Annotated in this window: 28 protein-coding genes; 18 read left to right on the forward strand and 10 right to left on the reverse strand. The window is 70.6% G+C overall.

Features of this window, described 5'->3' with window-relative positions; genetic code table 11:
• Positions 1-57 precede the first annotated feature (57 nt).
• The 15 genes from FD678_RS02655 to FD678_RS02725 all read left to right on the forward strand — a co-directional run bounded on the left by FD678_RS02655 (position 58) and on the right by FD678_RS02725 (position 13,002).
• On the forward strand, positions 58-990 hold the full coding sequence (locus FD678_RS02655; RefSeq protein WP_256661861.1) for a KpsF/GutQ family sugar-phosphate isomerase: 933 nt from the start codon (positions 58-60) through the stop codon (positions 988-990).
• 16 nt (positions 991-1,006) lie between these two features.
• Positions 1,007-1,588 carry a KdsC family phosphatase gene (locus FD678_RS02660; RefSeq protein WP_218569451.1) on the forward strand — a complete coding sequence of 194 codons (582 nt, stop codon included), beginning with the start codon at positions 1,007-1,009 and terminating at the stop codon, positions 1,586-1,588.
• Entirely contained in the window at positions 1,585-2,154 is a 570-nt protein-coding gene (gene lptC, locus FD678_RS02665) for an LPS export ABC transporter periplasmic protein LptC (protein WP_140719048.1), read from the forward strand. Before FD678_RS02660 ends, lptC begins: the two co-directional genes overlap by 4 nt.
• A complete protein-coding gene (gene lptA / locus FD678_RS02670; RefSeq protein WP_218569452.1) occupies positions 2,141-2,668 on the forward strand; it encodes a lipopolysaccharide transport periplasmic protein LptA in 528 nt (175 codons plus the stop codon). The genes lptC and lptA overlap by 14 nt, the downstream gene beginning before the upstream one ends.
• Positions 2,668-3,387 (forward strand): LPS export ABC transporter ATP-binding protein, encoded by a 720-nt coding sequence (lptB, locus tag FD678_RS02675; RefSeq protein WP_140719050.1) that lies wholly within the window; start codon positions 2,668-2,670, stop codon positions 3,385-3,387. Before lptA ends, lptB begins: the two co-directional genes overlap by 1 nt.
• Before the next feature lie 40 nt (positions 3,388-3,427).
• On the forward strand, positions 3,428-4,849 hold the full coding sequence (locus FD678_RS02680) for an RNA polymerase factor sigma-54 (protein WP_140719051.1): 1,422 nt from the start codon (positions 3,428-3,430) through the stop codon (positions 4,847-4,849).
• A gap of 53 nt (positions 4,850-4,902) precedes the next feature.
• Positions 4,903-5,220 (forward strand): ribosome hibernation-promoting factor, HPF/YfiA family, encoded by a 318-nt coding sequence (gene hpf / locus FD678_RS02685; RefSeq protein ID WP_140719052.1) that lies wholly within the window; start codon positions 4,903-4,905, stop codon positions 5,218-5,220.
• 20 nt (positions 5,221-5,240) lie between these two features.
• A complete protein-coding gene (locus tag FD678_RS02690) occupies positions 5,241-5,690 on the forward strand; it encodes a PTS sugar transporter subunit IIA (protein WP_140719053.1) in 450 nt (149 codons plus the stop codon).
• A 135-nt stretch (positions 5,691-5,825) separates the two neighbouring features.
• Entirely contained in the window at positions 5,826-6,776 is a 951-nt protein-coding gene (gene hprK / locus FD678_RS02695) for an HPr(Ser) kinase/phosphatase (protein WP_140719054.1), read from the forward strand.
• A complete protein-coding gene (gene rapZ / locus FD678_RS02700) occupies positions 6,773-7,648 on the forward strand; it encodes an RNase adapter RapZ (RefSeq protein WP_140719055.1) in 876 nt (291 codons plus the stop codon). The genes hprK and rapZ overlap by 4 nt, the downstream gene beginning before the upstream one ends.
• Positions 7,649-7,769: 121 nt before the next feature.
• Positions 7,770-8,162: a PTS sugar transporter subunit IIA gene (locus tag FD678_RS02705; RefSeq protein WP_140719056.1), complete on the forward strand. Its 393-nt coding sequence runs from the start codon at positions 7,770-7,772 to the stop codon at positions 8,160-8,162.
• Entirely contained in the window at positions 8,155-8,424 is a 270-nt protein-coding gene (locus tag FD678_RS02710) for an HPr family phosphocarrier protein (protein ID WP_140719057.1), read from the forward strand. Before FD678_RS02705 ends, FD678_RS02710 begins: the two co-directional genes overlap by 8 nt.
• A 64-nt stretch (positions 8,425-8,488) precedes the next feature.
• Positions 8,489-10,219 (forward strand): phosphoenolpyruvate--protein phosphotransferase, encoded by a 1,731-nt coding sequence (gene ptsP, locus FD678_RS02715; protein WP_140719058.1) that lies wholly within the window; start codon positions 8,489-8,491, stop codon positions 10,217-10,219.
• Positions 10,220-10,715: 496 nt separating this feature from the next.
• Positions 10,716-12,068: a magnesium transporter gene (mgtE, locus tag FD678_RS02720; RefSeq protein ID WP_140719059.1), complete on the forward strand. Its 1,353-nt coding sequence runs from the start codon at positions 10,716-10,718 to the stop codon at positions 12,066-12,068.
• Between the two features lie 133 nt (positions 12,069-12,201).
• Positions 12,202-13,002 (forward strand): prolyl oligopeptidase family serine peptidase, encoded by an 801-nt coding sequence (locus FD678_RS02725; protein ID WP_140719060.1) that lies wholly within the window; start codon positions 12,202-12,204, stop codon positions 13,000-13,002.
• A gap of 301 nt (positions 13,003-13,303) precedes the next feature.
• Here the strand turns inward: FD678_RS02725 and FD678_RS02730 are convergent, their stop codons facing one another.
• From FD678_RS02730 to FD678_RS02740, 3 genes are all read right to left on the reverse strand, one after another.
• On the reverse strand, positions 13,304-14,686 hold the full coding sequence (locus FD678_RS02730) for an amino acid permease (RefSeq protein WP_140719061.1): 1,383 nt from the start codon (positions 14,684-14,686) through the stop codon (positions 13,304-13,306).
• Positions 14,687-14,759: 73 nt separating this feature from the next.
• Positions 14,760-15,995, reverse strand: a complete 1,236-nt coding sequence (locus FD678_RS02735) for an MFS transporter (RefSeq protein ID WP_140719062.1) — start codon at positions 15,993-15,995, stop codon at positions 14,760-14,762.
• 501 nt (positions 15,996-16,496) lie between these two features.
• Positions 16,497-17,126, reverse strand: coding sequence for a LysE family translocator (locus FD678_RS02740; protein ID WP_140719063.1), 630 nt, complete (start codon positions 17,124-17,126; stop codon positions 16,497-16,499).
• Positions 17,127-17,347: 221 nt separating this feature from the next.
• Between FD678_RS02740 and FD678_RS20145 the strand changes: the two genes are divergently transcribed.
• Entirely contained in the window at positions 17,348-17,518 is a 171-nt protein-coding gene (locus FD678_RS20145) for a hypothetical protein (protein WP_177497525.1), read from the forward strand.
• Between the two features lie 48 nt (positions 17,519-17,566).
• Here FD678_RS20145 and FD678_RS02745 read toward each other — a convergent pair whose 3' ends face one another.
• The 5 genes from FD678_RS02745 to FD678_RS02765 form a co-directional block, all read right to left on the reverse strand.
• Positions 17,567-19,561 (reverse strand): M1 family metallopeptidase, encoded by a 1,995-nt coding sequence (locus FD678_RS02745; RefSeq protein WP_140719064.1) that lies wholly within the window; start codon positions 19,559-19,561, stop codon positions 17,567-17,569.
• A 112-nt stretch (positions 19,562-19,673) separates the two neighbouring features.
• Positions 19,674-20,366, reverse strand: coding sequence for a hypothetical protein (locus tag FD678_RS02750; protein ID WP_140719065.1), 693 nt, complete (start codon positions 20,364-20,366; stop codon positions 19,674-19,676).
• A 196-nt stretch (positions 20,367-20,562) separates the two neighbouring features.
• Positions 20,563-21,501 (reverse strand): aspartate carbamoyltransferase catalytic subunit, encoded by a 939-nt coding sequence (locus FD678_RS02755; protein WP_256661833.1) that lies wholly within the window; start codon positions 21,499-21,501, stop codon positions 20,563-20,565.
• A 25-nt stretch (positions 21,502-21,526) separates the two neighbouring features.
• On the reverse strand, positions 21,527-22,003 hold the full coding sequence (gene ruvX, locus FD678_RS02760; protein WP_140719067.1) for a Holliday junction resolvase RuvX: 477 nt from the start codon (positions 22,001-22,003) through the stop codon (positions 21,527-21,529).
• Complete coding sequence (locus tag FD678_RS02765; RefSeq protein WP_140719068.1) at positions 21,996-22,562, reverse strand: YqgE/AlgH family protein; 567 nt, start codon at positions 22,560-22,562, stop codon at positions 21,996-21,998. Before FD678_RS02765 ends, ruvX begins: the two co-directional genes overlap by 8 nt.
• A gap of 80 nt (positions 22,563-22,642) precedes the next feature.
• Between FD678_RS02765 and FD678_RS02770 the strand changes: the two genes are divergently transcribed.
• Positions 22,643-23,191, forward strand: coding sequence for a DNA-3-methyladenine glycosylase I (locus FD678_RS02770; protein ID WP_140719069.1), 549 nt, complete (start codon positions 22,643-22,645; stop codon positions 23,189-23,191).
• Between the two features lie 79 nt (positions 23,192-23,270).
• Complete coding sequence (locus tag FD678_RS02775; protein WP_140719070.1) at positions 23,271-24,161, forward strand: DUF72 domain-containing protein; 891 nt, start codon at positions 23,271-23,273, stop codon at positions 24,159-24,161.
• A gap of 15 nt (positions 24,162-24,176) precedes the next feature.
• Here FD678_RS02775 and FD678_RS02780 read toward each other — a convergent pair whose 3' ends face one another.
• Together FD678_RS02780 and FD678_RS02785 are read right to left on the reverse strand one after the other, a co-directional pair.
• On the reverse strand, positions 24,177-24,893 hold the full coding sequence (locus FD678_RS02780; protein WP_218569453.1) for a YitT family protein: 717 nt from the start codon (positions 24,891-24,893) through the stop codon (positions 24,177-24,179).
• A gap of 135 nt (positions 24,894-25,028) precedes the next feature.
• The gene (locus tag FD678_RS02785; protein ID WP_256661863.1) at positions 25,029-26,150 is read right to left on the reverse strand and encodes a PilT/PilU family type 4a pilus ATPase; all 1,122 of its coding nucleotides are present in this window, start codon (positions 26,148-26,150) and stop codon (positions 25,029-25,031) included.
• Between the last annotated feature and the right edge of the window lie 4 nt (positions 26,151-26,154).

Here is a 26,154-nt window from a genome sequence, read left to right on the forward strand (position 1 = left end):
CCCCTGTCCCTCGATGCCGTCCGCGACGCCGACCTGGTCGCCAGCGGCCGGCGCGTGATGGAGATCGAGCGCGGCGCGCTGGCGACGGTGGGCGAGCGCATCGGCGAGGACTTCGCGGCCGCCTGCCGCCTGATCCTCGGCAGCCGCGGGCGCGTGGTCGCCACCGGCATGGGCAAGTCCGGGCATGTCGCCCGCAAGATCGCCGCGACCCTGGCCTCGACCGGCACCCCGGCCTTCTTCGTGCACCCCGGCGAGGCCGGTCACGGCGACCTGGGCATGATCACCGAGGCCGACGTGGTCCTGGCGCTGTCCTATTCCGGCGAGTCCGACGAGATCCGCATGCTGCTGCCGGTGCTCAAGCGGCAGGGCAACCCGATCGTCGCGATGACCGGCCGGCCGGGCTCGACCCTGGCGCAGGCGGCCGACGTCCACCTGGACGTGAGCATCCCGGTCGAGGCCTGCCCGCTCGACCTCGCCCCCACCTCCAGCACCACCGCCTCGCTGGCGATGGGCGACGCCCTGGCGGTGGCGCTGCTGGACGCGCGCGGCTTCACCGCCGACGACTTCGCCCGCTCGCACCCGGCCGGCAGCCTGGGGCGCCGCCTGCTGCTGCACATCACCGACATCATGCACGGCGGCGAAGACCTGCCGAGCGTGCGCGAGGACGCCACCGTCAGCGAGGCGCTGATGGAAATGAGCCGCAAGCGCCTGGGCATGACCGCCATCGTCGATGCCGACGGCACCCTGCTCGGCCTGTTCACCGACGGCGACCTGCGCCGCGCCCTCGACAGCGACATCGACGTGCGCAATACCCGCATCGCCGAGGTAATGACGCGCAATCCCCGCACGATCGGCGCCGACCAGCTGGCGGCCGAGGCGGCGCGGCTGATGGAGGCGCACAAGATCAACGGCCTGATCGTGGTCGACGAGCGCCGCCGCGCCGTCGGCGCGCTGAACATTCACGACCTGTTGCGCGCCAAGGTGGTGTAACCGCCCCTGCGCCCCCATGAACGACACGGATAGCCAAGTCCCCATCCCGATGCCCTACTCGCCGCTGCACCGCCTGCCCCAAGAGCTCGCCGCCCGCGCCGCGCGGATCCGCCTGGCGTGCTTCGACGTGGACGGCACCCTGACCGACGGGCGCCTGTACTACGACCATGCCGGCAACGAGAGCAAGGCCTTCAACGTGCTCGACGGCCAGGGCCTCAAGCAGCTGGAGGCGGCCGGCATCCACGTCGCGCTGATCACGGCGCGCTCCAGCCTGTCGGCGGAGAAGCGCGGCCAGGACCTCGGCCTGCACGTGCAGATCGGCGTGAAGAACAAGCGCCTGGCGGTGGAAGCCCTGTGCGAGGCCCACGGCGTGGCGATCGGCGACACGCTGTTCATGGGCGACGACCTGCCCGACCTGCCCGCGCTGCTGGCGGTGGGCCTGCCGGTCGCCCCGGCCAACGCGCACCCCTGGATCGCCGAGCGGGTGCGCTGGCATACCCAGGCGCGCGGCGGCGAAGGCGCCGCGCGCGAGGTCTGCGACGTGCTGCTGGCGGCCCAGGACAAGGTGGACGCGGTGATCGCGAGGTTCTCCGCATGAGCTGGCGCGGCGTGCTCGGCTGGGTGTTGCTGGCGGCGGCGATCCTCAGCGGCTGGTCGGCCTGGCGCCAGCGCGACCGCGCACCGGCCGGCGACGCGGACGACAACGGCGCGGACTACGTGCTGCGCGACTTCGAGATGACCGCGCTCGACAAGGATACCGGCAAGGTGGCGCTGGTCCTGCGCGCCCCGGAGATGCACCGGGACCGCGCCGACGAGATCTCGCACATCACCACGCCGCTGTTCCTGATCCCGGACAACAACGACCAGGAATGGACCCTGCGCGCCAAGACCGGCTGGCTCAGCCCCAGCGGCGACGAGCTGCGCCTGCGCGAGGACGTCATGGGCGACAGCCCGACCACCGGCAACGTCCCGCCGACCACGCTGCGCACCGAGAGCCTGGACGTGTTCCCGAAGCGGAACCTCGCCAAGACCGCCGAGCCGGTCACCATGACCCGGCCGGGTATCATCCAGCGTGGCGTCGGCTTCGAGGCCGACCTCAAGACCCGGCAGTACCAGCTCCTTTCACAGGTCAAGACCCGATATGAACCGAATGCTGCCAAGTAAGTCAGTGGCGCTGGCGCTGCTCGCCCTGGCGCTGCCCATGCTCGCCGTCGCCAAGACCAGCGACCGCAACGAACCGATGACCATCGACGCCGCCACCCAGAGCGGCAGCATGCTCGGCGACAACGCCAAGGTGCGCTACAGCGGCGACGTGGTGATCCTCCAGGGCACCCTGGAAATCCACGCCGATACCGCCGACGTCTTCCAGAAGGACGGCCAGGTCGACAAGGTGGTGCTCACCGGCAGGCAGGCCACGCTGAAGCAGCAGCTGGACGACGGCACCTGGATGAACGGCCGCGCCGACAACATCGAGTACCAGGTCAACCAGGACGTCGTGATCCTCACGGGCAACTACCGCGTCGAATCGGCCAAGGGCACCAACGCCGGCCAGCGCATGGTCTACAACACCAAGACCGGCGACATGCAGAGCGGCGGCGACGGCTCGCGCGTGCGCACCGTGATCCAGCCCAAGAACAAGACCGCCACGCCGGCGGCGCCCACGCAGGAGAAGAAGTGATGCTGGTCGCCAGCGGCCTGCGCAAGCGCTACAAGCAGCGCGAGGTGGTGCGCGAGTTCGGCCTGTCGCTGGAGGCCGGCGAGGTGGTCGGCCTGCTCGGTCCCAACGGCGCCGGCAAGACCACCTGCTTCTACATGATCGTCGGGCTGGTCGAGGCCGACTCCGGGCGCATCGAACTGGACGGCCAGGACATCACCGCCGAGCCCATGTACCGCCGCGCCAAGCTCGGCGTCGGCTACCTGCCCCAGGAACCGTCGGTGTTCCGCAAGCTCAGCGTGGCCGACAACATCCGCCTGGTGCTGGAGCTGCGCGAGGACCTGGACGCCGCCGGCCGCGAGAAGGAACTGGCCTCGCTGCTGGACGAACTGCAGGTCAGCCACGTCGCCGAGCAGCTCGGCGCCAGCCTGTCCGGCGGCGAGCGCCGGCGCGTCGAGATCGCCCGGGCCCTGGCCGCCAAGCCGCGCCTGATGCTGCTGGACGAGCCCTTCGCCGGCGTCGACCCGATCTCCGTCGGCGAGATCCAGCGCATCGTCACCCACCTCAAGGAGCGCGGCATCGGCGTGCTGATCACCGACCACAACGTGCGCGAAACCTTGGGAATCTGCGACCGCGCGTATATCCTCGCCGAGGGCGTCGTCCTCGCGCAGGGGGCCCCGGACGACATCCTCGCCAATCCGGACGTGCGCCGCGTCTACCTGGGAGAGACCTTCCGGCTCTGACCTGCGGCCGCGGCCCGGCGCTTCCCCCCACGGGACCGACATGAAGGCAAGGCTGCAGACATCGATGGGGCAACAGCTGGTCATGACGCCGCAGCTGCGTCAGGCCATCCGTCTGCTGCAGATGTCCGCCGCCGAGCTGGAACTGGAGATCGCCGAGGCGGTGGAGACCAACCCGCTGCTGGAATGGGTGGAGGACGCCCAGCTCTCGCTGGACGGGAACGCCGCGGAGGACGGCCGCGACGCCGATGCCGCCCCCCCTTCCCGGGACGAGGACCAGGACGGCGACTGGAGCCCCGACGAAACCGCCTGGACCGCCGCCCCCGGCTCCCATGACGACGACGACCAGGCCAACCCGGCCGAACGGGTCGCCGACCCGGAAACGCTGGCCGACCACCTGCTCTGGCAACTGCACCTGTCGCACCTGTCGGCCCGCGACCGCCGCATCGGCGCCGCGCTGATCGACGCGCTGGACGACGACGGCTACCTGCGCGAGCCGATCGCCGCGATCGCCGAGACGCTCGCCGGCGAATTCCACACCGACGAGGACGAGATCCTCGCCGTCCTGCACCAGATCCAGCGCTTCGACCCGCTCGGCGTGGCGGCGCGCTCGCTCGGCGAATGCCTGGCGCTGCAACTGGAGGTCCTCCCGGCCGGCACGCCCGGGCGCGAGCTGGCGCTGCAGATCGTGGCCGGGCCGCTCGACCGGTTGCCGCGCGCCGGCGTCGCCGGCCTGGCCCATGAGCTGAAGCGCCCGCCCGACGAGGTCGAACAGGCCGTGCAACTGGTGCGCTCGCTCGATCCGCGCCCCGGCAAGCAGGTCGGCGAGCTGGCGCCGGACACGTACGTGACGCCGGACTGCGTGATCTGGCGCCAGCGCGGCGTCTGGCGCGCCGCGCTGGCCGGCCGCTCGCAGCCGAAGATCACCATCCACCGCGGCTACGAGCAGCTGATCCGCCGCTGCGGCGAGGCCGACGCCGGCTACCTGCGCACCCAGCTGCAGGAGGCGCGCTGGCTGCTCAAGGGCCTGGAAGCGCGCGGGGAGACCCTGCTCAAGGTGGTGCGCTGCCTGCTCAAGGAGCAGGCCGGGTTCCTGGAATTCGGTGAACAGGCGCTGCGGCCGCTGACCCTGCGCGAAATCGCCGGCGAACTGGGGCTGCACGAATCGACCGTCTCCCGCGCCATCGCCCGCAAGTACGTGCGCACCCCGCGCGGGACGATCCCGCTGCGCGCCTTCTTTGCGTCCGGCATCGATACCGACAGCGGCGGGGAGGCCTCCAGCACGGCCATTCAGGCGATGATCCGGCGCCTGATCGAGGCGGAGAACCCGCGCAAGCCCCTGTCTGACGCCAAGCTGGCTGAGCTGCTCAAGACCTCCGGCGTGCCAGTGGCGCGCCGCACCGTGGCGAAGTATCGTGAGGCCATGAACATTTCCGCCTCCCACGAGCGCGTACGCATCGCCTGACTCCTCGTCGGGGCGGGAAGTTCATTGGCCCACCGAACCAATGGAGGTATCCGATGCGTATCGAGACGTATGGCCAGCAAGTCGAAGTCACTCCCGCCCTGCGCGAATACGTGGAGACCAAGCTGCAGCGCCTGCAGCGTCATTTCGACCAGCACTGCGAAGTCCGCACCCAACTGGCGCTGAAGAAGCCCGACCACCACGTGATCGCCACCGTCAACCTCCCGGGGCGCACCCTGCATGCCGACGCCAGCGCGCCGACCATGTACGCCGCCATCGACCTGCTTGCCGACAAGCTCGATCGCCTGATCCTCAAGCACAAGGAAAAGAAACAGGACCACCATGCCCGCGAGGTGCGCGACAATCAGGCCTGACTGTCCCGCCTGATCCAAGCATGCTCCTGACCCAGCTGATGGCGGCCGTGCGCACCGTGGTGTCGCCGGCCGCCGACCGCGAAAGCGTATTGGGCCTGGCGGCCGGCCTGCTGGCCTGCCGCCAGGCCGGTAGCGACGAACTGCTGGCCAGCCTGCGCGAGCGCGAGGCGCTCTGCAGCACCGCCATCGGCCACGGCATCGCCATCCCGCACGGGCGCTGCCCCGGGCTGAGCGAACCGCGCGGCGCCCTGATCCGCCTGCAGCGCCCGATCGATTTCGGCGCCGCCGAGCCGGTCGACCTGCTGTTCGCCATGGCCGTCCCCGGCCACTACACCCACGAACACCTGATGCTGCTGTCCGAGCTGGCCGAGCATTTCTCGGACCCGGCCTTCCGCGACGCGCTGCGCCGGGCGCCGGACGAAACGGCGCTGCTGCACCTGCTTTCCACGCATACTCCCGGGGTCTGTTGACGCCGCCGGGGCGGTCCCGCCGCGCCTCGGCGCGGGCCAGGCAAGCAAGAACGAGAGAGAACCCATGTCGATGAGAGACCGAGTGACGATGCAGCATCGCGCGCGCCCGCGCGCGCCCCTCCGGGCCGGTGCCGCATGAACACCAGCATTTCCGCGCGCGAGCTGTTCGACCAGCAGCGCGAGAAACTGGGCTTGCGCTGGATCGCCGGGCACAAGGGCGAGCATCGCGAGATCGAGGCCGGCGGCACCAACTCGCGCCGGCCCTCGCTGGCCGGCTACCTCAACGCGATCTACCCCAACAAGGTGCAGATCCTCGGCACGGAGGAGCTGACCTGGCTGGATTCGCTCGACTCGCGCCAACGCTGGGAGACGATCGAGAAGATCGTCCAATACCAGCCGCTGGCGCTGGTGATCAGCAAGAACCAGGCCTGCCCGGAGGACCTGCGCGCGGCCGCCGACGAGGCCAACATCCCGCTGTGGGTCTCGCCCAAGCGCGGCCACGAGCTGCTCAACCACCTCTCCTACCACCTGGCGCGCACGCTCGCGCCGCGGGTCACGCTGCACGGCGTGTTCATGGAGATCTACTCGATCGGCGTGCTGATCACCGGCGAGGCCGGCTCCGGCAAGAGCGAGCTGGCGCTGGAACTGCTCAGCCGCGGTCATCGGCTTGTCGCCGACGATGCGCCAGAATTCACCCAGATCGCCCCGGACGTGCTCGACGGCACCTGCCCGGAACTGTTGCAGGACCTGCTGGAGGTGCGCGGCCTGGGCGTGCTGAACGTGCGCGACATGTTCGGCGACACCGCGGTGAAGAAGAACAAGTACCTGCGCCTGATCGTGCACCTGACCAAGCCGATGACCGAACCCACCCCGCACGGCTACGAGCGCCTGACCGGCGATTCCGGCACCCGCCACGTGCTGGACCTGGACGTGCCGCTGATCACCCTGCCGGTGATGCCCGGCCGCAACCTGGCGGTATTGACCGAGGCCGCCACGCGCCTGCACATCCTGCGCACCAAGGGCATCGATCCGGCCGCGATGTTCATCGCCCGCCACAGCAACCTGCTGGAGCGGCGCCACCCATGAGCCAGGCCGGCCATACCCTGGTCATCGTCAGCGGCCTGTCCGGCTCGGGCAAGTCGGTGGCGCTGAAGACCTTCGAGGACCTGGACTACTACTGCTCGGACAACCTGCCGGTGGAGCTGCTGCCGGACTTCGTGCGCAGCCGCCTGGCCGACCAGCCCGTCGGCGAGCAGCGCCTCGCGGTCGGCATCGACGTGCGCAGCCGCAGCGATCTCTCGCAGCTGGCGCAATGGCGCGAGCGCGCGCAGCAGTACGGCATCGGCGCGCGCCTGCTGTTCTTCGAGGCCAGCGACGAGGCGCTGCTCAAGCGCTACGCCGATACCCGCCGCCGGCACCCGCTCAGCCACCTGGGCCTGTCGCTGCCGGAGGCGATCGCGCGCGAGCGCGTGCTGACCGCGCCTCTGCGCGAGCAGGCCGACGCGATCGTCGACACTTCAACGCTCAACGTGCACCAGTTGCGCCGGCGCGTGATCACCGAGTTCGCGCTCAGCCACGACGACAACCGCCTTTCGCTGCTGTTCGAATCGTTCGCCTACAAGCGCGGCGTGCCGGCCGAGGCCGATTTCGTGTTCGATGCCCGCGTACTGCCGAACCCGCACTGGGAGCCGGACCTGCGCCCGCTCACCGGCCGCGACGCCGGCGTGCGCGACTACCTGGAACGGCAGCCGGAAGTGGTGCGCTACGTCGAGCAGATCACCGGCCTGCTCGACACCTGGCTGCCGCGCCTGCGCAACGACACCCGCAGCTACGTGACCATCGCCTTCGGCTGCACCGGCGGCAAGCACCGCTCGGTGTACCTGGCCGAGCGCCTGGCCCGCCATGCCCGCGAGCAGGGCTGGCCCGAGGTGGCCACCTTCCATCGCGAGCTCGACTGACCCTGCCCCCATCGGGGCGCCGGAACCGATCTCAAGAGCGGCCGGCGTGGGCCGGTGCATCCCGCCGGCAATCCCGGCAAGACGCTATCGTCCGGTCACGCCGACCTGTTAACGTTCCGCCATGGCCTGTGGCATCCTCCTCATCACCCACCCCGGCATCGGCAGCGCGCTGTTGAGCGTCGCCACGGGGTTGCTGCGGCAACTGCCGTTGAAGACCGAAGCCTTCGAAGTCCCGTTCGACGCCGACCTCGATGCCCTGCTGCCGCAGGCGTCGGCGGCGTTGCGGCGGGTCGACACGGGCGAAGGCGTGCTGGTCATGACCGACCTGTACGGCGCCAGCCCCAGCAATCTCGCCCGGCGCGTGGCGCAGCTGGGCACGCCGGTCCGGCGCGTGTCCGCGCTGAGCCTGCCGATGCTGTTGCGGGTCATGAACTACCCCGAACAAGAACTGCAGGACCTGCCCGCCACCGCGGCGGCAGGCACCCGCAACGGAGCGATCATCGACGATGCTTGAACGCGAACTCATCGTATCCAACCGCCTCGGGCTGCACGCCAGGGCCACCGCCAAGCTGGTGCAGACCCTGTCGTCGTACCGCTGCAGCGCCACGCTGGCGGCCAAGGGACGCGAGGTCAACGCCAAGAGCATCATGGGCGTGATGCTGCTGGCCGCCGGCCAGGGCACGCCGGTGACGGTGCGCGTGGACGGCGACGACGAGGCGCAGGCCATGGACGCGCTGGTCGCCCTGTTCGAACGCCGCTTCGACGAGGACAGCTGAGCGTGGACGGCAGCGGTCCCGCCCCGGCCGATCCCTGCCACCCGTCCGCTCCAGGGGAACGGACATGAGCCAGCGCCTGCGCGGCCACGGCGCCTCGCGCGGCACCGCGCTGGGGCGCGCGCGCGTGCGCCTGCCGCATGCGCTGGAAGTCACCGAGCAACGCATCCCCGCCAACCGCGTGGAGAGCGAGCTGGAACGGCTGCATCGCGCGGTCGACCTGGCCCGCGACGAGATGCACCAGCTGCGCGAGCGCCTGCACGGCGCGCTGGTGCGCGAGGTCGGCGAATTCCTCGACCTGCACGCATTGCTGCTGGACGACCCGGAGCTGCTGTTCGGGCTGGACGAACTGATCCGTACCGGCCGCTATAGCGCCGACTATGCGCTGCGCCTGCAGCGCGACCGGCTCGCGACGGTGTTCGAGGGCATGGAGGACGCCTACCTCAAGAGCCGCATGGACGACCTGGACCACGTCATCGGCCGCATCCATGCGTTCCTGCAGAAGCGCCGGCCGGACGTGAAAGGCGTGGCCGGCGAGATCCTGGTCAGCGACAACGTCGCGCCCTCCGAGCTGGCGCAGCTGCAATCGCAGGGCGTGGTCGGCATCGTCACCAGCGCCGGCAGCGCGCTTTCGCACAGCGCGATCCTGGCCCGCAGCCTGCACCTGCCGCTGGTGGTCGGCGCCGCCGACGCGCTGCAGAAGGTCAACGACGGCGACGTGCTGATCGTCGACGGCGGCAGCGGCCAGGTCATCGTCGATCCCACGCCGGCCGACCTGCGCGACTATCGCGAGCGCCTGCGCGAGCTGGCCAAGGAGCAGCGCGAGCTGGGCCGGCTGCGCTCCAAGCCGACCCGCACCCGCGACGAGGTCGACATCACCCTGCTGGCCAACGCCGAATCCGCCGAGGACGTCGCGCGCGCGCACGCGCTGGGCGCCGGCGGCCTGGGGCTGTACCGCACCGAGTTCCTGTTCCTGCAGCGCGACGAGCTGCCGGACGAGCAGGAGCAGTTCGAGCGCTACCGCGACGCCGTGCTCGGCATGAGCGGCCGGCCGGTGACGATCCGCACCCTCGACCTGGGCGCCGACAAGGCCGACCGCACCGGGCTTGTGCTCGGCGACGAGGAGAACCCGGCGCTCGGCCTGCGCGGCGTGCGCCTGATGCTGGCGCGCCCGGCCGTGGCCAGGACCCAGCTGCGCGCGATCCTGCGCGCATCCGGCTATGGCCCGGTGCGGATGCTGATCCCGATGGTCAGCGCGCGCGAGGAGATCGTGCAGCTGCGCCGCAAGATCAAGCGCCTGGCCGCGCAGCTGCGCGAGGAAGGCCACGAGATCGCCGAGCACGTGCCGCTGGGCGCGATGATCGAAGTGCCGTCCGCGGCGCTGGCCCTGGAGACCTTCATCGACAAGGTCGACTTCCTGTCGATCGGCACCAACGACCTGGTGCAGTACCTGATGGCGGTCGATCGCAACCACGAGGGACTCGGCGAGCTGTACTCGCCGCTGCATCCAGCCCTGGTGCGGCTGCTGGCGCAGGTGATCGCCACCGCGCAGGCGCACGACACCCCCGTGGCGGTGTGCGGCGAGATCGCGGGCGACCCGCACCTGGTGCCGATGCTGCTGGCGCTGGGGCTGCGCGAGTTCAGCCTGCATCCCGCCACGCTGCTGGAAGTGCGCCGGGCGATCCGCGGCCGCCACCTCGGCAAGCTGCTCGCGCTCGCGCCGAAGCTGCTGCGCGCCCGCGATCGCAAGGACATCGAGAAGTGGCTGGAGAGCGCGGGCGCCGTCGGGCAGGCGTGAACCGCCGGCGTTCCCGCTGGAAGTCGCTGGGTCCCCGCCTGCGCGGGGACGACACTGGAAACGCCGTGCGATCTCCAGGAGCGATCGGCGTCCCGGGAAACTTTCCGTCGTCGTCCCCGCGCAGGCGGGGACCCAGCGACTTCCGTACCACGCCTGCCACGCCGGCATGACCGCACGGTGACGCGGCCGCGGAGAAAGCCCGGTTTTTTTGCGCCTCCCCGTCTGGGCGGCGCCGGCTACCTCAAGCGATAATGACGCGTTGACCACCTGCACTGCCGCATCCTCCCGGAGCGGTACCGCCCGCCACCCCAGGGGAGCTGCGCATGGCCGAAGCCGTCCGCCAAGAGCCTGTCTTCATGCGCCATCGCGGCGCAACCCGAAGGGCTGGGGCCGTGCGCCCGCGCCGCCGCCTCATCGATCGGGCGGGTATCGACATACATTTCCCCCCTCTTACTTGCATCCCGGGCGCACGGCCCCAGCGCGGACCACATAGCGCATGAAGACAGGCTCTGAGACCGCGCGCCAGCTGCGCCTGCTGTCCGATGCGCTCGACAGCGGACGCCTGGGGCCGGTGCGGCGGCTGGTCAATACCCTCTCGCCGGCGGAAATCGGCAACCTGCTCGAATCGCTGCCCCCGGGCAAGCGCGAGGTGGTCTGGGGACTGGTCGACGCCGAGGACGACGGCGAGGTGCTGCTGCACGTCGGCGAGGAAGTGCGCGAGAGCCTGATCGCCGAGATGGACCCGGACGAGATCGTCGCGGCGGTCGAGGACCTGGACATCGACGACCTCGCCAACCTGGTCGAGGACCTGCCGGACACCGTCATCGACGAAGTCCTCAAGTCGATGGACCGCGAGAACCGCGAGCGGCTCGAGCAGGTCCTGTCCTATCCGGAAGACACCGCCGGCCGCCTGATGAACCCGGACGTGGTCACCGTGCGCGCCGACGTCAACGTCGACGTGGTGCTGCGCTACCTGCGCCTGCGCGGCGAGCTGCCGGAGCACACCGACCACCTGTACGTGGTCAGCCGCCGCCACCAGTACCTGGGCCGGATCTCCCTGGCCTCGCTGGTCACCCACGAGGACGGCACGCCGGTCAACCGGCTGATCGACGACGAGCAGCCCGCGATCGACGTCGGCGAAGGCGCGCAGGAAGTGGCCCGCCAGTTCTCCGACCACGACTGGATCTCCGCCCCGGTGGTGGACGACAACAACATCCTGCTCGGCCGCATCACCATCGACGACGTGGTCGACATCATCCGCGAGCAGGCCGAGCACCAGGCGATGAGCGCGGCCGGCCTGGACGAGGACGAGGACATGTTCAGCCCGGCCCGGCGCGCGTTCCGCCGCCGCCTGCTGTGGCTGGGGATCAACCTGGGCACGGCGTTCATCGCCTCCAGCGTGGTCAGCCGGTTCGAGGGCACCATCGCCCAGTTGGTGGCGCTGGCGGCCTTGATGCCGATCGTGGCCGGCATGGGCGGCAACGCCGGCACCCAGGTGCTGGCGCTGATGGTGCGCGGCCTGGCGCTGGGCCAGATCGGCGCGTCCAACGTGATGACGCTGCTCAAGAAGGAACTGACCGTCGCCCTGATCAACGGCGTCTGCCTGGGCGTCGGCCTGGGCCTGATCGTGCTGGCCTGGTTCCGGCAACCGATGCTGTCGGTGGTGATCGGCTCGGCGCTGACGATCAACCTGTGCACCGCGGCGCTGGGCGGCGTGCTGGTGCCGGTCACGCTCAAGCGGCTGGGCTTCGACCCGGCGCTGGCCGGCGGCGTGATCCTGACCACGCTGACCGACGTGATGGGCTTCCTGAGCTTCCTCGGCCTGGCCACGCTGATCCTGCTGCGCTAGCGCGCCGCTCCCGGGAAGGCTTCCCGCGGCCCCGGATGGCGCGGGGCTGAACGCCCTCGCCTGGCCGCGTATCGGCGGGCCCGCCATCCCCTCCATACTCGGCGCGGTCGCATTCTCCCCCCGGAGTGCCCGCATGCCGCCTCGCCTGGTCCTGTTGCTCGCCGTCCTGCTGTGTTCACTCGCCGGTTGCACCTCCATGCCCGATGACGATCCGGATCCCGCGCACGGCCATTTCGTCCACCGGCAACTGGAGGTGGAGGGCCGCGTCTTCCGCTACGAGGTGTTCGTGCCCGCGGCCTCGATGCCGCGGCCGTGGCCGGTCGTGCTGTTCCTGCATGGCTCGGGCGAACGCGGCGACGACGGCCACGACCAGACCACCTCCGGCCTGGGCCCGTACCTGCGCCGGCATGCGGACAGCTTCCCGGCGCTGGTGGTGTTCCCGCAGGCGCCCGACGACGAGGCCTGGACCCACCACAACGCGCGCATGGCGATGGCGACGCTGGACGCGGCCAGCCAGGAGTTCGCTGCCGATCCCAAGCGCACCTATCTCACCGGCATGTCGATGGGCGGCTACGGCACCTGGGAGATCGCGCTGCGGCATCCGCACCGCTTCGCCGCGCTGGTGCCGATCTGCGGCGCGCTGACCTCGCCGGACGACGACGACGAGCCGATCTTCGTCAGCGCGGTCTCCGACGAGCGCGATCCCTACGGCGCCCTGGTGGCGCGCCTCAAGCACGTGCCGACCTGGATGTTCCATGGCGCGCGCGACGACGTGGTCAAGCCCGACGACGACCGCCTGATCTACGAAGCCGCGCACGAGGCCGGCGCACGCATCCGCTACACCGAGTATCCCAACGGCAACCACAACGTCTGGGACGCCACCTATGCGAGCCCGGCGATGTGGGACTGGATGTTCAGCCAGCACCTGCCGTAAATCCGGGCGCATCCGTATCCACCAGTAGCGCCGGGCCTTGAAGGGCGACGTGCCAGGGCCCGCCGGAAGAAGGCGAGCACCGCTTCGCCCCGGCGGGCGGAACTTCGCCCTGCGCCAATGCCGGGGCCTTTGCGCTCGAAGCAAAAGCAAGGACACCCTCATCCGCCCTTCGGGCACCTTCTCCCGCTTGCGGGAGAAGGGAACCACCATCATTCAAACTGGATCGGGAATGCCTGCCGGGACTGCAGTTCCCCGCGCAAGGGATACTGCCCGCCTGCCTCTGCGATTAAGCATCGCCACCTCAGCCCGCCCTGCCCCGCAACCGCCGGGCCACCTCGCTGACCACCGCGATCGCCGCGGCCAACGCCGCCATCGAGACGAACTGCATGCGCGTGTCCGGCGTGCTGACCAGCAGCACGAAGATCAACGCCAGCACCGCCAGCCCGACCAGCGTCAGCACCGGATAGCCGCGCATCCGGAACGGCAACGGCGTGCCGGCGCGATCGGCGCGCGCGCGCAGCACCAGTTGCGACAGCAGCGAGATCGTCCATACCAGCAGGCAGGTGGCGCCGACGATGTTGAGCAGCACGTTCAGCACCTTGTTGGGATACACCAGCTCCAGCACCGCGGCGACGAAGCCGAACAGCACGCTCGCCAGCACCGCCGGCACCGGCACGCCGCGCCGGTTGGCTTGGCCCAGCACGTCGGGAGCCTCCTGCCGGCGCGCCAGCGAGAAGATCATGCGCGAGGCGCCGTAGAGGTTGGCGTTGAGCGCCGAGAGCAGCGCGATCACCGCGATCAGCGTGATCGCCGTGGCCGCCCCCGGGATCCTGGCGGCCTGCAGCACCGCCGCGAACGGCGAGGCCAGCTCGGCGCTCGTCCACGGCACCACCGCGATGATCACGCTCAGCGAGCCGATGTAGAACACCAGGATGCGCCAGGCCACGGTGCGGATCGCGCGCGCCAGGCTGCGCGATGGATCGTCGGTCTCGGCCGCGGCCACCGCCACGATCTCGGTGCCGCCGAAGGCGAACACCACCACCAGCAACGCCGCGCCGATCCCGGCCAGCCCCTTCGGCGCGAAGCCGCCGTTGTCGGTGAAGTTGGACAGCCCGGGCGACGGCACGTCGGGCAGCCACCCGAGGAGCAGCGCGATGCCGATCAGGATGAAGCCGAGGATCGCCGCGATCTTGAGGATCGCGAACCAGAACTCGAACTCGCCGAAGTTGCGCACGCCCAGCAGGTTGATCGCGGTGAACGCCGCCATGAAGGTCAATGCCGCCGCCGACACCGGCAGGCCCGGCCAGATCGTCGCCAGCAGGCCGGCGGCGCCGACCGCCTCGGCCGCGATCACGATCACCAGCTGCACCCACCACAGCCAGCCCACCGTCGCGCCGGCGGTCGCGCCCAGCGCATCGGCGGCATAGACCGAGAAGGCGCCGCTGACCGGCTTGGCAGCCGCCATTTCGCCGAGCGCGTTCATCACGATGATCACCAGCGCGCCGGCGACCAGGTAGGAGACCAGCACCGCCGGGCCGGCCGCATGCACGCCGACGCCGGACCCGAGGAACAGGCCGGCGCCGATCGCGCTGCCCAGGCCCATCATGATCAGTTGGCGAGGCTTGAGCGCGTGGTCCAGCGATTGCGACGGCGAGGCGGCTTCGGTGACGGGCGGGTTCGGCATCGTGGACGGGGTCCGGGCGGAAACGCCACAAGATACCCGTTCGCGCCGGCCGCTGCCTCGTCCGCGCGGGCACTCAGGCGCAGTCGTGCGCGGCTGCGCCGACGGGCCGTTCCGCGCCCTGGCGCGCGGCGATCCACCACACCGCCAGGCCGGCCAGCGCGGTGGCCGCGCCGACGTAGCCGGTCGAGGTCCAGCCGAAGCCCGCGCCGATGGCCATGCCGCCCAGCCACGGGCCGAGCGCGTTGGCGATGTTGAAGGCGGAGTGGTTGGAAGCCGCCGCCAGCGTCTGCGCCTCGCCCGCCACGTCCATCAGGTGGGTCTGCAGGGCCGGCCCCACGGCCACCATCGACCCGACCAGCAGGGCGCCGAGGAAGACCGTCCACGGCGAGTGCGCCAACAGCGGGAACGCAAGCAGCACCAGGACCGACCAGGCCAGGACGATCGCGATGGCGCGGAACTGGAACCGGTCGAACATCCAGCCGCCCACCTGCCCGCCGATCACGCCGCCCAGGCCGAACGCCGCCATGCCGAACGGGATCCAGCGCTCGGACACGCCGGTCACCTGGGTCATGGTCGGGGCGAGGTAGCTGAAGACGCTGAACATGCCGGCGAACCCGATCGAGCCCAGCAGCATCGCCAGCCATACCGGGGCCCGGTTGAACGCCTTCAGTTCGCGCAAGGGCTGCTGCGGCGCCTCGTTGGGATCCACCGGCAGGAACCGCGCCACCAGCACCACCGTCAGCACCGCGATCAGCGCGACCAGGCCGAACGCATAGCGCCAGTCCAGCAATTGCCCCAGCCAGGTCGCCAGCGGATTGCCGGCAAGCATGGCCAGGGTCAAGCCGAGCATCACCCGCCCGACCGCCACGCCGCGCTGCTCGGGCCGGCTGATCGAGGCCGCCACCAGGGCCGCCACGCCGAAGTACGCGCCGTGCGGCAAGCCGGCCACGAAGCGGAACAGCAGCATCGCGTGGTAGTTCGGCGCCACCGCGCTGGCCAGGTTGCCCAGCGCGTAGAAGCCCATCAGCGCCAGCAGCAACGGGCGCCGCCGCAGGCGCGCGCCGATGATCGCCAGCAATGGCGCGCCGACCACCACGCCCAGTGCGTAGGCGCTGATCAGGTGGCCGACCTGCTGCTCGCTGATCGACAGGCCGCGCACCATGTCGGGCATCAGGCCCATCGAGGCGAACTCGCTGGTGCCGATGGCGAAACCGCCCATCGACAGGGCGAACAGGATCAGGAAGTAGTCGCGCCGCGACAGCGCGGGGGCCGACGGGGCGGCGACGGGAATGGCGTGGGGGGCGGCCATGGCGTCGTCCTTGGGAGAGCGGGAAAGCGCCATTATCCGCGCAAATGCTGCACTGCACCACTCGCTCGCCCGCCGCCTCCGGCTACGCCCCCGCGGAGCGGGAGGTGCGCGCGGATTCCCGCCAGGGCGGCAGCGCTGCGCCCGCCGGATCACCACGTCCGGCACGATTCGCAACGCTGCCGCCCCGTTGGGCCGATTGGCGCCGGCACGACGCGGGCGCCCATGCGCCCGACCTGGCTTCCCCGCCTGCCGCAGTCGCCCGCGGCCACCCCCAATGTGGCCGGCTCCGCTTCAAGACAGAGGGCACGGGCCCTTCCCTGCCGAGCGGGGGCGATCGATGCAAGCGGCGGCTCCGCCGTGCGTGCCGTTCCCTGTCATGCCCTCGCGTCCAATCCCCATTGGTCGCGAAGGCGCGGAGAGCATAGCGATGAAACGTTGCATTCCGACATGCGCACGTGTCGATTTACCGGACCCCGTCACAGGTGGACGCGACGCGTCAGGTCATTGCGGGCGGAAGCGCAAGAGCAGCACGCCGAAGCCGACGAAGATCGATGCGGCCAGGCGGTCGAACCAGCGCCGCAGCGCCGGCCTGGCCAGATGGCGCCGCAACGAGCCGCCGCCCAGGCCGTAGACCGCGTACCAGAACAGCTCGCAGGCGGCGAAGGTCGCCACCAGCAGGGCGAACTGCGGCCATTGCGGTCGCGCCTGGTCGACGAACTGCGGGAAGAACGCGGCGGCGAACAGCAGCAGCTTGGGATTGCTCAGCCCGATCAGCAGGCCGCCGCGGAACAGTTGCAGGTTCGAGGCCGATGCGCGGGCGTCCGGCTGCCCCACGTCCAGTGGCGCCTCCTCGCTGCGCCAGGCCTTGATGCCCAGCCAGACCAGGTACGCCGCGCCGAGATAGCGCAGCACCTCGAAGACCTGCGGCGAAGCCTGCAATATCGCGCCGAGCCCGGTCGCCGAGGCGATCAGCACCAGCAGCACCGCCGCCAGGCAGCCGCTCATCGCCAGCACGCTCCGGCGCACGCCGAAGCTCACGCTGCGCGTCATCACGTGCAGCATGTTCGGCCCCGGCGTGCCGGACAGCACGAACACCGTCGCGAAGAACAACCACCAGGTGTGCAGGTTCATCGGGAAAGTCCAGGGTCGGGGCGACACAGGACATTCTGCGCCTGCCGCGCCCGCCTGCAACGTCCTGCGACCGCGGCGGCGCGGGCTATTGCCAACCGGGCGCGCCTGGGAGGAAAGTGGCGGAGCGGCAGGCCCGGCGCCGGCTCGCCGCCCGGCATGGACTTTCACGGTCCTGCAATACCGCCGATGTCACTCTGCTTCCGCAACCGCACGAGGTATCGATGACGACACTGCGCAGCACCAAGGCCGTTCCGCCCACCCAGATCTATTCCAAGCCGCGCGAGGACAAGCGAGCGGCCCACGAGGAAATCCAGAGCCAGCTCGATGCGTTCCAGCGCTCGGGCGGCCGGATCGAGAAGCTCGGGAACACGCCGCTGCGCAAATCCGCCTGATCCCGCCCGGCCAGGACGCGTCGCGCGCGGTGCACGACGCGTCCGGGATCAGCCGACGATGTCGAGCCGGTTGTTGCCGCGGTCGGCGTCCGGCAGCTTGGCGTCCGGATCGAGCGTGACATGCACGATCTTCTGGGTAGTCGGCACCCGCACCGTCGGCGCGGCCTGTTGCAGCCAGGCTTCCACCGGCACGCGCCGGTCGAGGTGGGAGCCGTCGGCCAGGTCGATGCGCAGCGTCGCCGGCATCACCAGCTTCTGGCGGCTCGCCAGCGTGACCAGCACGCCCTTGGCGGGATCGTGCTCGACGTACTCGGCCTTGGCCACGCCCATGTCCAGCTGCCAGTTGTTGAAGTACCAGCCGCGCCACCACCACGACAGGTCTTCGCCCGCCTCGCTCTGCATGAAGCGGAAGAAATCCGACGGCGTCGGGTGCTTGTAGGCCCAGGTCGCGATGTACTTGCGGAACGCCGGGTCGAAGCGTTCCGGCCCGAGGATCTGCTCGCGCAGCAGCACCAGCCCCAGCGCGCCCTTGAAGTAGGTCAGCGGATGCCGGTACTTCTCGCTGGTGGCGTCGGCCAGGTCCATCAGCGTCGGCGCACCGGCGTCGGCCAGCAACGGCAGGATCTCCTCGGCCGGGTTGCCGCCCTTCGGCGCGTACTCCGAATCCCGCTTGGGCGCGTACTCGCCCCGGTTGAACGCATCGGAGGCGTAGACGTCGATGAAGGTGTTGAAGCCCTCGTCCATGAACGCGTGCCGGCGCTCGTTGGATCCCACGATCATCGGGAACCAGCCGTGCCCCAGTTCGTGGGCGGTGATCCAGAACAGGCCCTTGCCGGTGTCGTCGTAGCCGTCGAACACGATGCCGGGGTACTCCATGCCGGCGCCATGCCCGCCCAGGTTGACCGCGGCCGGCCACGGGTAGGGGTACCACTGCGAGAAGTGCTCGATCGCGCCCTTCACGTATTCGGTGGAGCGCTTCCAGTTGGCGGCGCCCTCGACCGGGTACGCCGACATCGCCAGCGACGATCCTCCGCCGGGCAGGTCGATGCGCGCGGCGTCCCAGACGAACGCGGGCGAGGCGGCGAAGGCCACGTCGCGGGTGTGGTCCATGTGGAACCGCCAGGTCTGGGTGCCGCCGCGGGTGGGACGGCTGGCCGGATCGACGACTTCCTCCGGCGTGCGGATCATCACCGTCGACTCGCTGGCGCGCGCCTGGGCCAGGCGCTGCTGCTGGGTCTTCGTCAGCACCTGCTGCGGGTTGACCAGTTCGCCGGAACCGACCACGAGCCAATCCCACGGCACGGCGACGGCGTAGTCGAAGCTGCCGTACTCCAGGTAGAACTCCGAGCCCAGGTACGGCTGCGTGTCCCAGCCGCGCAAGTCGTCGTAGACCGCCATGCGCGGGTACCACTGCGCGATCTCGAAGATCTCGCCGTTCCTGGTCGGCGTCACCGCGGTGCGGCCGCCCCAGGTCCCGGGCACGGTATAGGCGTAGTCGATGTGCAGCTTCAGCGACTTCCCGTGGCCGGCCAGCGGCTGCGGCAGTTCGACCCGCATCCGGGTGTCCTCGACCAGGAACGCCACCGGCTGGCGCTTGCCGGCGACGTCGACCTCCACGCGCGCGATGCGGTAGCCCTCGGTCGTGTTGCCCGCCGGCTGCGGCCGGTCGGGCCGGGGCGCGCGTACGTCGCGGGCGCGCGCATCGGCGCGGTAGATGTTCTGGTCGAGCTGCAGCCACAGCACGTCGAGCGTGTCCGGGCCGTTGTTGGTGTAGGTGATCGTCTCCTGGCCGCTCAGCGTGCGCGTGCCCGGGTCGATCGTCGCGTGCAGGTCGTAGTCGGCGCGGTTCTGCCAGAACATCGGTCCCGGCACGCCGCTGCCGCTGCGGTAGGCGTTCGGCGCATCCGGCAATTGCAACGGCGCGAACAGCGCGCGCGGATCGAAGCCCCCGGTGCCGGCCGCCGGCGCATCCGCGGCGGGCGCCGGCGCGGGAAAGGACGACAGGATCGCCGCGGCCAGGCCGCCGGACAGCAGTCGGATCATGGGCACCACCGTGCGCAATGGGGAGGATCCCGATCTTAGCCAGCGCGCGCCGGTGCCGGCCCTGCCATTGGTACCAGGTCGCCCGCGCTGTCGCGCGGCCCGGCAACGCGCCTCAGCGTTCGTCCGGACGGACGTCGTCGCCGAGCCGGCCCAGGCCCAGCCCGGCACCCATGCCGAGTCCGGCACCGCCGGCGGCGCCTCCTGCTCCACCGCCTCCCGCTCCGCCCTTGCCACCCGCCTCGCCGCCCCCGCCCCTGCCGCCGCTTCCGGCGGTGCGCAGCGGCCCCTGCTCGGGGATTTCCAGCGACGGCGGGATCGGCTCCAGGTCCAGCGCCTGCCGGATGAACTGCCGCAGCGAGACCACCAGCTCGCGCGTGCGTACCGGGCGCCCGGCCACCATGTCGCGCGCGGCCTGCGCCGCCAGCGCCACCTGCTCCTCCGTGCCGAGCAGGATCACGTCGGACAGCGCCGCCTCGACCGCGTCGCGGATGCGCCGGCGCCGCTCCGACACCGTCGCGGCCGGCGCCGCCGCTTCGTTCGCCTGTGCCGTCCCGCTGCGACGGCGCAGGTCGCGCAGGTGGGAGGGATCGACTTCCAGTTCCCCCGTGAAGGAGCCTCCCAGCGTCTTGTAGGCGGCGATCAGCGTCTTGAGCCGCTCGTTGATCTGCCGGTTCTCGCGCTCGCGCCGGCGCTGCACGGTCTGCATGACCAGCATGCGGATCCCCACGGCCACCAGCGACACCAGCACCAGGCCGAACAAGGTGCTGAGGATTGCGCTCCACGAGCTGAAATCGAGACTGCGCATAGGGAACCCACGCGGCGGGAACCCGCGCAGGTTCGGCGAATCGATGGCCCCTGGCAACAGCCCTCCTGCGAGGGCGGGCACGCTCGTACGCGCCGAGGCGCGCCTCGCAGCGCCCATGCGGGCAGCGGTCGCGGCCAGGCGCCGCGGCCTGGGCCTTCTCCCGCGCCCGGGCAGAAGGCCATCGGCGTTGCCGGCCTCAGCCCAGCAACGTCTCCAGCACCGCCATGCGCACCGCCACGCCGTTGGCGACCTGGCGCAGCACGCACGATTGCGGGCCGTCGGCCACCTCGTCGGTGATCTCCACGCCGCGGTTGATCGGCCCCGGATGCAGCACCACCGCGTCGGGCGCGGCGCGCTTGAGGCGCTCGGCGGTCAGGCCGTACTCGGCGTGGTACTGCTCCAGCGACGGCACCAGGCCCTCTTCCATGCGCTCGCGCTGCAGGCGCAGCATCAGCAGCGCGTCGGCGCCCTCCAGCATCGCGTCGAAATCGTCGCCGACCACGCACCCGTGCAGCGTGCCGTCGTCCGGCAGCAGCGACTTCGGCCCGCACACGCGGATCTCGCCGGCGCCGAGCGTGCGCAGCGCATGCAGGTCCGAACGCGCCACGCGCGAATGCTTCACGTCGCCGACGATCACCAGCTTCAGCCTGGAGAAATCCGCGCCCTTGGCCTGGCGCAGGGTGAGCATGTCGAGCAGGCCCTGGGTGGGATGCGCACTGCGGCCGTCGCCGGCATTGACCAGGGCGGTGCCCTCGCCCGCCGCCTCGGCCAGGCGCTCCACCGCGCCGTCCCCGGGGTGGCGCACCACGAACCCGCGCACGCCCATCGCTTCCAGGTTCTTCATCGTGTCGCGGTCGGTCTCGCCCTTGCGGGCGGACGAGGTCGAGGCGTCGAAGTTCAGCACGTCCGCGCCCAGCCGCTGCGCGGCCAGCTGGAACGAGCTGCGGGTGCGGGTGGACGGCTCGAAGAACAGCGTGCAGACCGCGCTGCCGGCGAGCACGTTGCGCTTGCCGACCCGGCCGACCGCGGCGTCGCGGATCTGGCCGGCGCGGTCGAGCAGCTGCAGCAAGGTGGCGCGGGGCAGCCCTTCCAGGGTCAGCAGGTGGCGCAGGCGTCCGTCCGAATCGAGTTGCATGGTGGTCATTGCGTTGAGGCGGGGATCAGGGAAGGGGAAGGGCTTGGTCGGGCGCGGACAGCCAGCGCTCCACGATGACCGCGGCGGCCATCGCGTCCAGCGCCTCGGCGTCGCGGCGGCGCTTGCGGCCCTCGGCGCGTTCGTGGGCGAAGCGGCGCGCCGCCTCGACCGAACTGGAACGTTCGTCGACCAGCACCACCGGCAGCCCGTAGCGCGCGCGCAACTGGCGGCCGAAGGCGTGCGCGCGCCGGCGCGCCGGCTGGTCCTCGCCTTCGAGGGTGAGCGGGTCGCCGACCACCAGGCCGGACGGGCGCCAGTCCTTGTGCAACCGGTCGAGCGCGGCCCAGTCGACCGTGTCGCCGCGCACCTCGATCACCGCCAGCGCGCGCGCGCCGGCGCCGAGCGCGCTGCCGATCGCCACGCCGATGCGCTTGGCGCCGACGTCGAAACCGAACACCGTGGCGTCGGGGCGGATCGGGGACGGCGAGCCCGCGCTAGGCATGCCCGCTGTAGTCCGTCATCCGGAACAGGTCCACGCCGATGCGGCCGGCCGCGGCGCGCCAGCGGTCTTCCAGCGGCAGGTCGAACAGCAGCTGCGGATCGGACGGCGCGGTCAGCCAACTGTTCTCGGCGATCTCGAATTCCAGCTGCCCCGCGCCCCAGCCGGCGCAGCCGAGCGCGACGATGGCGTTGCGCGGGCCACGGCCCTCGGCCATGGCCTCGAGGATGTCGCGCGAGGTGGTCAGGTACAGCCCCTCGCCCACCTCGATGCTCGAATCCCAGTCGCGGGCGTCGTCGTGGATCACGAACCCCCGTTCCGGATGCACCGGGCCGCCCGCCAGCACCGCCCGCTCGCGCAACACCTCGTCGGCGGTGCCGATGCCCATCTGGGCGAGCACCTCGCCGAGGGTGTACTCGGAGGGCCGGTTGACCACGACCCCCATCGCGCCGTTGTCGTCGTGCTGGCAGATCAATGCCACGCTGCGCGCGAAATGCGGATCGGACAGCGTCGGCAGCGCGATCAGCAGTTGGTGGGTCAGGTGGGTGGGGGCCTCGGACATGGGCCTATTCTACGGGCCTGCCGCCGGATGCGGGCCATCGCCGGGCCCATCCGGGCGCCGGCGCCCCCTACAATGCCCGGATGAGCGGCTACTGCACGATAGCGCCCGGGCACCCGGTCCACGGCCATTACCACGACCACGAATACGGCTTTCCCCAGCGCGCGGAGAGCGAGCTGTTCGAGCGGCTGGTGCTGGAGATCAACCAGGCCGGGCTGAGCTGGGAGACGATCCTGCGCAAGCGCCAGGGCTTCCGCGCGGCCTACGCCGGCTTCGACGTGGACGCGGTGGCCGGCTTCGGCGAGGACGACGTCGCCCGCCTGCTCGCCGACCCGGGGATCATCCGCAACCGGCTCAAGGTGCTGGCGGCGATCCACAACGCCGGCGTGGTCCGGCGCCTGCGCGCGACGCACGGCGGCTTCGCCACCTGGCTGGACGCGCACCACCCGCTGTCCAAGCCGGAGTGGGTGAAGCTGTTCAAGAAGACCTTCCGCTTCACCGGCGGCGAGATCACCGGCGAGTTCCTGATGAGCCTGGGCTACCTGCCCGGCGCGCACCGCGCCGACTGCCCGGCGCATGCGCGCATCGCGCGCCTCGATCCGCCCTGGATGCGCGTGCGCGGAGAAGGTTGAACGGCGCCGCCGCCGGACTGCACGCTGCGTGCACGTCGCGCTGACGCATGGCTTACGGCGCGGCCGCGACGCTGCCCGCATGAGCATCCGCATCGGCATCTCCGGTTGGCGCTATGCCCGTTGGCGTGGCGTGTTCTACCCTCCCGACCTGCCCCAGCGTCGCGAGCTGGAATACGCCTCGCGCTGCTTCCCCAGCATCGAGCTCAATGGCTCGTTCTATTCCCTGCAGACCCCGAAGAGCTACCGGGCCTGGCACGAAGCCACGCCGGAGGCGTTCGTGTTCGCGGTCAAGGCCCCGCGCCTGATCACCCACATGAAGCGCCTGCGCGACTGCGACCAGGCGATGGCCAACTTCTTCGCTTCCGGCGTGCTCCGCCTCGGCGCCAAGCTCGGGCCGCTGCTGTGGCAGCTGCCGCCCTCGCTGCGCTTCAACGCGGACCTGCTCGATGGATTCCTGGCCTCGCTGCCGCGCGACACCGAGGCGGCCCTGTCGCTGGCCCGCCGCCGCGACCGCACCCTGATGCACGGCCGCAGCGCCCTGGCGATCGACCGCAACCGGCGCCTGCGCCATGCGCTGGAAGTCCGCCACCCCAGCTTCGCCGATCCCGCCTGCATGGCATTGCTGCGCAAGCATGGCGTGGCACTGGTGGTGGCCGACACCGCACGCAAGTTCCCCTGCCTGGAGGACGTGACCAGCGACTTCGTCTACGTGCGCCTGCACGGCGACACCGAGCTGTACACCAGCGGCTACGGCGAGCAGGCGATCGAGCATTGGGCGCGGCGCATCGCCGCCTGGGCCACCGGCGGCGAACCGGACGACGCGCAGCGGGCCGGCGCTCCCGCCCGCAAGCGCGCCGGCCGCGACGTCTACTGCTATCTCGACAACGATGCCAAGGTGCACGCCCCGTTCGACGCGCGCAGCCTGATGCTGGCGCTCGGGTTCAGCAGCACCTGCCCGGCCCGCCCATGACGGCGGCCTGGCGCATCACACGCCCATGTAGCGGTGCGGCCGATGGTTGAACATCAACACCAGGCTCAGCATCAACGCACCCACCGCCGAATACAGCACCTTCTGCGGCGTCAGCACGAAGAACGCCGCGCAGATCAGCACCGCGTCGAAGGCCATCTGCACCTTGCCCGCGCTCCAGCCGCGCTCGCGCTGCAGGTACACCGCCAGGATGCCCACGCCGCCCAGGCTGGCGCGATGGCGGATGAAGAACAGGATGCCCAGCCCGACCAGCGACCCGCCGACCAGCGCCGAGTACAGTGGCGCCATGTGCGAATAGCCGGCCCAGCGCGGCAGCAGATCGGTCAGCAGACCGCATGCCCCCACCGCCGCGAAGGTCTTGAGCGTGAACTCCCAGCCCATGCGCCGCACCGACAGCCAGTAGAACGGCAGGTTCACCAGCACGAACACCAGGCCGAAGTTCCAGTCCAGCGCGTAGTGCAGCAGGAACGCCACCCCGGCCATGCCGCCGATCATGATCCCGCCCTTGGCGAACACCGCCAGCCCGAGCGAGGCCACCAGCGTCGCCAGCAGCATGCCCTGCACGTCCTCGGCGACCGAGTGATGGAACGCGCGGTCGTCGGCCGGCGTACCGGCCGAATCGGGCGGCGGGGTCAGCGGGCCGGCGGTGACGACGGCGCCGTCTTCGGGCAACGGTTCCTGCTCCGGACGCAGGTCGGAATCGGGGAGGCTCACGGGAGGGGGTACTGCGGTGGGGGACGATATTAGACATCATCCCGGGCATCGGTTACATCCGAAACCGGTTCCGCTCCATGAACGCCCGGACGCAAGGCCGCCCTGCGGCCTTGCGGGGGCCCGGCCGCGCAAGGCTCAGCGCACTTCGGCGATCTCCACCCCGTCCAGCCCCTGCGCCAGGGTCTTGGCGTCGCCGCCCTGGGAGAGCTTGATACGCAGGCGCACCTCGTTCTGCGAGTCGGCGTAGCGCAGCGCGTCCTCGTAGCTGATCTCGCCGGCCTGGTACAGCTCGAACAGGCTCTGGTCGAAGGTCTTCATGCCCAGGTTGGTGGATTCCTTCATCACTTCCTTGAGCTTGTGGATCTCGCCGTCGCGGATGTAGTCCTGCACCAGCGGCGTGCCGAGCAGGATCTCCAGGGCGACGCGCCGGCCCTTGCCGTCCGGGGTCGGCACCAGTTGCTGCGCGACCACGCCCTTGAGGTTGAGCGAGAGGTCCATCAGCAGCTGCTGGCGGCGGTCTTCCGGGAAGAAGTTGATGATGCGGTCCATCGCCTGGTTGGCGTTGTTGGCGTGCAGCGTGCACAGCACCAGGTGGCCGGTCTCGGCGAAGGCGATGGCATGGTCCATGCCCTCGCGGGTGCGCACCTCGCCGATCATGATCACGTCCGGGGCCTGGCGCAGGGTGTTCTTGAGCGCGTTCTCCCAGCTGTCGGTGTCGATGCCGACCTCGCGCTGGGTGATGATGCAGCCTTCGTGCTTGTGCACGAACTCGATCGGATCCTCGATGGTGATGATGTGGCCGGTCGAGTTCTGGTTGCGGTAGCCGATCATCGCCGCCAGCGAGGTCGATTTGCCGGTACCGGTGGCGCCCACGAAGATGATGATGCCGCGCTTGGTCATCGCCAGCGTCTTGATCACCGGCGGCAGGTTCAGCTCGTCCACGCTGGGGATGCGCGTCTCGATCCGGCGCAGCACCATGCCGACCTGGTTGCGCTGGTAGAAGCACGACACGCGGAAGCGGCCGACGCCGGCCACGCCGATGGCGAAGTTGCACTCGTGGGTCTTCTCGAACTCCTCGCGCTGCGAGGGCGTCATCACGTTCAGCACCAGGTCGCGGCTCTGCTGCGCGGTCAGCGGCGTCTGCGTGATCGGGCTGATCTTGCCGTGCACCTTGATCGACGGCGGCATGCCCGCGGTGATGAACAGGTCCGACGCCTTCTGGTGCGCCATCAGCTTGAGGAACGAGGTGAAGTCGATGGTG

The sequence above is a fragment of the Pseudomonas sp. Hp2 genome, assembly GCF_006386585.1.
In the GTDB taxonomy this organism is placed as follows: domain Bacteria; phylum Pseudomonadota; class Gammaproteobacteria; order Xanthomonadales; family Xanthomonadaceae; genus Pseudomonas_S; species Pseudomonas_S boreopolis.